Raw genomic sequence first — 6445 nt, 5'->3', positions numbered from 1 at the left:
TATGGCCGGGGGCGCGGGCCTGCCCGCGTACGGGGGTGCTCAGGCGTTCGCCGGTTCCTCGGCGGCGGCGACCGCCGGGAGCGCGGCGGGGGAGCGGTGGACGGTGAGGGCGGTGTACACGAGCCCGCCCGTCAGGCCGGACAGGACGAAGGAGCAGTCCACGCCACCGGTGAGGGCGAGCAGCGGGCCCTCGTAGAAGGGCGTGGTCACGGCGAGCAGGCCGACGCCGGCGCCGATCGCCCAGGAGGCGGTGGCGGCGACGTTCCAGCCGGAGCGGTACCAGTAGATCCCGCCCGCCGAGCGGCGGTTGAAGACCTGGAGCGCGTCGGCGTCGTAGCGCCCGCGGCAGCGTACGTACCCGATGAGGGTGATCACGGCCCACGGGGTGCCGATCGCGGTCAGCAGCAGCACGAACGAGGTCATCGCGGACTGCACGTCCCACTCGAAGGAGCCGATGAAGACGAAGGCGGTGGCGACGGCCGCGGCGACCAGGGTGGCCGTGGTGCGGGTGGCCTTGGGCACGATGGCGTCGAGGTCGAGCCCCATCGAGTAGAGCATCAGCCCGGCGTTGCCGACGGAACCGGCAGCGGCGGCGGCGAGCAGCGGGACCAGGTACCAGAAGGGCGAGGCCGCCACCAGCGGGCCGGCGTACTCGGCTCCGGCCCGGGCGGCGAGCGCCGTGTAGGTGCCGAACAGCTGCGGGACCAGGAGGCCGAGGAGCAGTCCGGAGCCGGTGGCCCAGAGGACCTTGCGGGAGCTGTGCCGGCGCGGGGAGATGTAGCGGGTGTAGTCGCCGAGCAGGGTGATGAAGGCGACCGGGCCGCTGAGCCCGGCGGCGACGGCGGCGAGGATCCAGGTCGGCCAGAAGGAGCCGAGCAGGTACGCGGTCTCCGGCGGGGCGGCGGTGGTGAAGTCCCCGGAGTAGGCGAAGACGCCGATGGCCAGCAGCACCACCATGCCGATGGAGAGCATCTTGCTCATGCGCAGCAGCAGCCGGTAGCCGAAGACGGCCGCGACGACGGTACAGACGGCGAGTGCGCCGTACATCACGCCGCGCGTGGCACCGGTGTCCGGCAGCCCGGTGAGCCGCGAGAGGGCGCCCACCATCACGTCGCCGCCGATCCACAGGGTCAGCGCGGTGTAGCCGAGCGAGAGCAGCAGGCCGACCACCGAGCCGACGAGCCGGCCGCGGACGCCGAACTGCGCGCCGCTGGACGTCGAGAGGTTGGTCGCGGTGCGCAGGGAGACGAGCGCCAGCGGCGCGGTGAAGGCGATACCGACGAGCGTGCCGGTCACGATGGCGGTGACCGAGGGCCACAGGCCCAGTCCGAAGGACGGGGGCAGCCAGCCGAAGACGATCACACCGAGGCAGAGGTTGGAGCCGAGAAGGATCGAGATCAGGTCACGGGGGCCGCTCGTCCGCTCCTCCTCCGGGATGGTGTCGACTCCGCGCTGTTCGATGGGCATGGGGGGACTCCCTTGGCAGGGCGGGGGGTGGTTGCGCTTGTTTGAGCGACACTCAATGTGACCTAAGCCTGGTCCTAGGTCAATGATTCCTTGCAAGGAAATGAAGAGTTAGAGTGATGCTCTAACCCATCGACTCAAGAGGTGGTGGATCGGCGTGCGGCTGACCCCTACGGAGCGCGACCGGCTGCTGCTTCGCAGCGCTGCGGAGCTGGCCAGGGCCCGGCGGGCCCGTGGCCTGAAACTGAATGTCCCGGAGGCCACCGCACTGATCGCGGACACGGTCTGCGAGGCGGCACGTGACGGCAAGCGGCTCGCGGAGGCCATCGAGGAGGCCCGCAGCGTGCTGGGTCCCGGCGATGTCCTGCCGGGCGTCGCCGACGTGGTCGCCGAGGTCCACGTCGAGGCCGTCTTCGATGACGGATCCCGCCTCGCGGTGGTCTCGTCCCCCATCCAGGGCGCGGTCCCGCTCGGCGACGATGCCCCGGGCGCGGTCGTCCCCGGCCCCGGCGCCCCCCAGCCGGCGCCGGTCCTGCACCTGCACGTCCGCAATACCGCCGCCGTGCCGGTGAGTGTGACCTCGCACTTCCATTTCTTCGAGGCGAATCCGCGGCTCGACTTCGACCGGGCCGCGGCCTACGGGATGCGGCTGTGCGTGCCGGCGGGCTCGTCCGTGCGGTTCGACCCGCACGGCGAGGGCGAGGTGGGCCTGGTCCCGATCGGCGGCGACCGCGTCGCGATCGGTTTCGCGGGGCTGGTCGACGGGCCCCTGGACGCGCCCGGGGCCAGGGACGAGGCCCTGCGCCGCGCGGCGGCCTGCGGCTATCTCGGCGTCATCGCCGATCACGAGGACGGAGACCGGGCGTGAGCAGGAAGACGCCGCACAGTGACCACTGTGCGCCGGGCAGCCGGCACATCGACCCGCACGAGTACGCCTCCGTCTTCGGCCCCCGCGCCGGCGACCGGGTGCGGCTCGGCGACTCCGGACTCACCGTCCGGGTGGAGTCCGACGCGCAGAAGCCCGGCGACGAGTTCCTCGCCGGCTTCGGCAAGACCGCCCGCGACGGCCTGCACCTGAAGGCCGCCGCCGTCCGCGAGACCTGCGATGTCGTCATCAGCAACGTGTTGGTGATCGACGCCGTGCTGGGCATCCGCAAGGTCTCCATCGGCATCCGCGAGGGTCGCATCCACGCGATCGGCCGGGCCGGCAACCCCGACACCCTCGACGGGGTCGACATCGTGGTCGGCACGGGCACGTCGATCGTCTCCGGCGAGGGGCTCATCGCCACCGCCGGAGCCGTGGACACCCACGTCCACCTGCTCTCCCCGCGCATCATGGAGGCCTCGCTCGCCGCAGGCGTCACCACGGTCATCGGCCAGGAGTTCGGGCCGGTCTGGGGTGTGGGTGTCAACTCACCGTGGGCGCTGAAGCACGCCTTCGGCGCCTTCGACGCCTGGCCGGTGAACATCGGCTTCCTGGCCCGTGGTTCCTCGTCGGACCCCGCCCCGCTGGTCGAGGCGCTCGCCGAGGGCGGCGCGTCCGGGTTCAAGGTGCACGAGGACATGGGCGCGCACACCCGGGCCCTGGACACGGCGCTGCGGGTGGCCGAGGAGCACGATGTGCAGGTGGCCCTGCACAGTGACGGCCTGAACGAGTGCCTCTCGGTCGAGGACACCCTGCGGGTCCTGGACGGGCGGACGATCCATGCCTTCCACATCGAGGGCTGCGGCGGGGGGCACGTCCCCAACGTGCTGAAGATGGCGGGCGTGCCGAACGTCATCGGCTCCTCCACCAATCCCACGCTGCCCTTCGGCCGGGACGCGGTCGCCGAGCACTACGGAATGATCGTCTCGGTCCACGACCTCAAGCCCGACCTGCCCGGCGACGCCGCCATGGCCCGCGACCGGATCCGGGCCGCGACGATGGGCGCCGAGGACGTCCTGCACGACCTCGGGGCGATCGGTATCACCTCTTCCGACGCCCAGGGCATGGGCCGCGCCGGCGAGACCATCCGCCGCACCTTCGCGATGGCCGCCAAGATGAAGGGGGAGCTCGGCCCGATGGACGGCGACGGCGAGGGCGACGACAACGCCCGCGTCCTGCGGTACATCGCCAAGCTGACCATCAACCCCGCCATCGCCCACGGACTCGCCCACGAGATCGGCTCCATCGAGGTCGGCAAACTCGCCGACATCGTCCTGTGGCGTCCGCAGTTCTTCGGCGCCAAGCCCCAGCTCGTGCTGAAGTCCGGCTTCCCGGCCTACGGAGTCACCGGCGACCCCAACGCCGCCACCGACACCTGCGAACCACTGATCCTCGGCCCGCAGTTCGGCTCGTACGGGGCGACGGCCGCCGACATCTCCGTCGCCTTCGTCTCCGCTGCGGCCGCGGCCCTCGGCAGCGACGAGATGCCGACCCGCCGACGCCGCGTAGCCGTCCGCGGCACCCGGGGGATCGGCCCCGGGGACCTCCTGCTCAACTCCCGGGTGGGCGCGGTCGATGTGGACGCGCGCAGCGGACTGGTCTCCCTCGACGGAGAACCGCTGCGGTCCGAAGCCGCCGAATCGGTCTCCCTCAACCGCCTGTACTTCCTGTAAGTCAGCACAGCCCGTAAGGACCCGCCTGCCATGACCAAGCCTGTGAACGACGGCTTCCGGATGCCCGCCGAGTGGACGCCCCACGAGCGCACCTGGATGGCCTGGCCCAGCCCCAACCCGACCTTCACCAACGCGCAGGAGCTCGCCGAGGCCCGCGAAGCCTGGGGCTCCGTCGCCCGAGCCGTGCGCGCGTACGAGCCGGTGACGCTGGTGGTCTCGCCCGGCGACGCGGAGAGTGCCCGCGCGATCGTCGGCGACGACGTACAGCTGGTCGAGCAGGAGCTCGACGACGCGTGGATGCGCGACATCGGCCCGACCTTCGTCACCAACGACGCCGGCGAGCTCGCCGCCGTCGACTGGACCTTCAACGGCTGGGGCGCCCAGGAGTGGGCCCGCTGGGACCACGACTCGAAGATCGCCCGCCACGTCTCGGACCTGGCCGGCACCCGCACGTACAGCACCCGGCTCGTCAACGAGGGCGGCGCCGTCCACGTAGACGGCGAGGGCACCGTACTCCTCACCGACACCGTCCAGCTGGGCGAGGGCCGCAACCCCGGCTGGACCCGCCGGCAGGTGGAGGCCGAGATCCACGCCCACCTCGGCACCACCAAGGCGATCTGGCTGCCGTACGGCTTGGCCGGCGACTACGGCACCTACGGCACCCAGGGCCACGTCGACATCGTCGCCGCCTTCGCCCGCCCCGGCGTCGTCATGGTCCACACCCAGCCCGACCCGGCCCACCCGGACCACGAGCGCTGCAAGACCATCGCGGCCCTCCTGCGCGCATCCACCGACGCCCGCGGGCGGCGGCTGGAGGTCGTGGAGATCCCGGCGCCGACCGTCCTGGAGGCGGACGGGGAGTGGGTGGACTACTCGTACATCAATCACTACCTGTGCAACGGCGGTGTCGTGCTGTGCGCCTTCGACGACCCGCGCGACGAGGAGGCCGCCGAGATCTTCCGCGGGCTGTTTCCGGAGCGGACCGTGACACTCGTCGACGCACGTACGATTTTCGCCGGGGGTGGCGGTATCCACTGCATCACCCAGCAGCAGCCGAAGGTCTGATCCGCGGACGACCGGCGGCCGACCGACAAGGAGTGGGTCCATGGTGGCGGGTGGAGTACCGGTACGGGCGGCGCGGAAGAACGCGCCCCCGCGCGAGGACGTACTCGTCGCCGCCATGGCCACGATCGCCGAACGCGGCCTGGAAGGCCTGACCATGGCCGGACTGGGCCGCGAGGTCGGTATGAGCAGCGGCCACCTCCTCTACTACTTCCACAGCAAGGACGAGCTCCTGCTGCAGACCCTGGAGTGGAGCGAGGCGGAGCTGGGCGGCGAGCGGCGGGCCCTGCTCGCCCGCCGCGGTCCGGTCGGCGAGCGCCTGCAGGCGTACGTCGACCTGTACGTGCCCACGCACGCCCGCGACCCGCACTGGACGCTGTGGCTGGAGGTCTGGAACCGCTCCCAGAACGCCGGCCCCCAGGAGCGCGACCGGCAGGCGGCCATCGAGGGCGCCTGGCACCGGGACCTGGTGGCCCTCCTCGCCGAGGGCATCTCGCGCGGGGAGTTCCGCCCGGTGGACGCCGAGCGCGTGGCGACCCGGGTCCGGGCCCTGCTCGACGGATTCAGCATCCAGCTGGCCGTGGGCCTGCCGACCCTGGACCGCGCGGCGATCCTCGCCCACGTGCGGGAATTCCTGGTGGAGACCCTCGCTCCCCGGCCGTAGCCGGCGGCCGCTCGCAGCCCCGTCGGCCACAGGCGTCCGTATGCTGAGATTCCTGTCCATTCGCGGCGAGCGGTGTGGCACACTGCCAGCGTGCCTGCTCAGCTCATGATTATCGCCAGCAGCGCGCCGGTCCCCAGTGGCCGCTGAACCGCGGAAGAACTTCGCGGAAGCGGACACCGTGCCTCGGACCCGCGCGCAGACCTCTCGCTACCCGCGAGAGGTTTTTTCGTTTCCCGGACCATCCACGCCGGGACCCGACCGCGCGCGATGATGAGGGCAGTGACGGTGGCCTGCCCCTTTGGCGGGCATCCGGAACCACTCATCCGACAGGAGTCAGATCAGCATGACGACGACACCCGAGGCGGCGACTGCGCTGTCAGAAGGCCTGGACGACAGCTTCCACGTCTTCGACACCACCCTGCGCGACGGCGCCCAGCGTGAGGGCATCAACCTCACCGTCGCCGACAAGCTGACGATCGCCCGGCATCTGGACGACTTCGGAGTGGGCTTCATCGAGGGAGGCTGGCCTGGAGCCAACCCCCGTGACACCGAGTTCTTCTCCCGTGCCCGCGCGGAGATCTCCTTCAGGAACGCCCAGCTGGTCGCCTTCGGCGCCACCCCCCGCGCCGTCCACCGCCTTCCGCCCCTCCCCCGACT

The 6445-nt window shown here is 71.5% G+C and carries 5 protein-coding genes and 1 pseudogene; 5 read left to right on the top strand and 1 reads right to left on the bottom strand.

Translation table 11 applies throughout. The features are described from left to right. Window positions 1–39: 39 nt before the first annotated feature. Window positions 40–1467: a cytosine permease gene (locus ACWGIU_RS25975; protein WP_453709615.1), complete on the bottom strand. Its 1428-nt coding sequence runs from the start codon at window positions 1465–1467 to the stop codon at window positions 40–42. A 154-nt stretch (window positions 1468–1621) separates the two neighbouring features. On the opposite strand from ACWGIU_RS25975, the gene ureA reads away from it, so the two are divergent. From ureA to ACWGIU_RS25950, 5 genes and pseudogenes are all read left to right on the top strand, one after another. Next, entirely contained in the window at window positions 1622–2332 is a 711-nt protein-coding gene (gene ureA, locus ACWGIU_RS25970; RefSeq protein ID WP_453709613.1) for an urease subunit gamma, read from the top strand. After that, the gene (locus ACWGIU_RS25965; RefSeq protein ID WP_453709611.1) at window positions 2329–4062 is read left to right on the top strand and encodes an urease subunit alpha; all 1734 of its coding nucleotides are present in this window, start codon (window positions 2329–2331) and stop codon (window positions 4060–4062) included. Before ureA ends, ACWGIU_RS25965 begins: the two co-directional genes overlap by 4 nt. Window positions 4063–4092: 30 nt before the next feature. Then, window positions 4093–5127 (top strand): agmatine deiminase family protein, encoded by a 1035-nt coding sequence (locus ACWGIU_RS25960; RefSeq protein WP_453709609.1) that lies wholly within the window; start codon window positions 4093–4095, stop codon window positions 5125–5127. Between the two features lie 40 nt (window positions 5128–5167). Then, window positions 5168–5788: a TetR/AcrR family transcriptional regulator gene (locus tag ACWGIU_RS25955; protein WP_453709607.1), complete on the top strand. Its 621-nt coding sequence runs from the start codon at window positions 5168–5170 to the stop codon at window positions 5786–5788. A gap of 343 nt (window positions 5789–6131) precedes the next feature. Continuing rightward, window positions 6132–6445 (top strand): annotated as a pseudogene (locus tag ACWGIU_RS25950) (citramalate synthase); the annotation flags it as partial.

The sequence above is a fragment of the Streptomyces sp. NPDC054840 genome (assembly GCF_053611065.1).
This window is presented reverse-complemented; position numbering and strand designations above follow the sequence as displayed.

Coding starts and splice junctions, on each gene's coding strand:
- ACWGIU_RS25975 (WP_453709615.1), bottom strand. CDS start 1,467: ATGCCCATCGAACAGCGCGGAGTCGACACCATCCCGGAGGAGGAGCGG.
- ACWGIU_RS25960 (WP_453709609.1), top strand. CDS start 4,093: ATGACCAAGCCTGTGAACGACGGCTTCCGGATGCCCGCCGAGTGGACG.
- ACWGIU_RS25955 (WP_453709607.1), top strand. CDS start 5,168: ATGGTGGCGGGTGGAGTACCGGTACGGGCGGCGCGGAAGAACGCGCCC.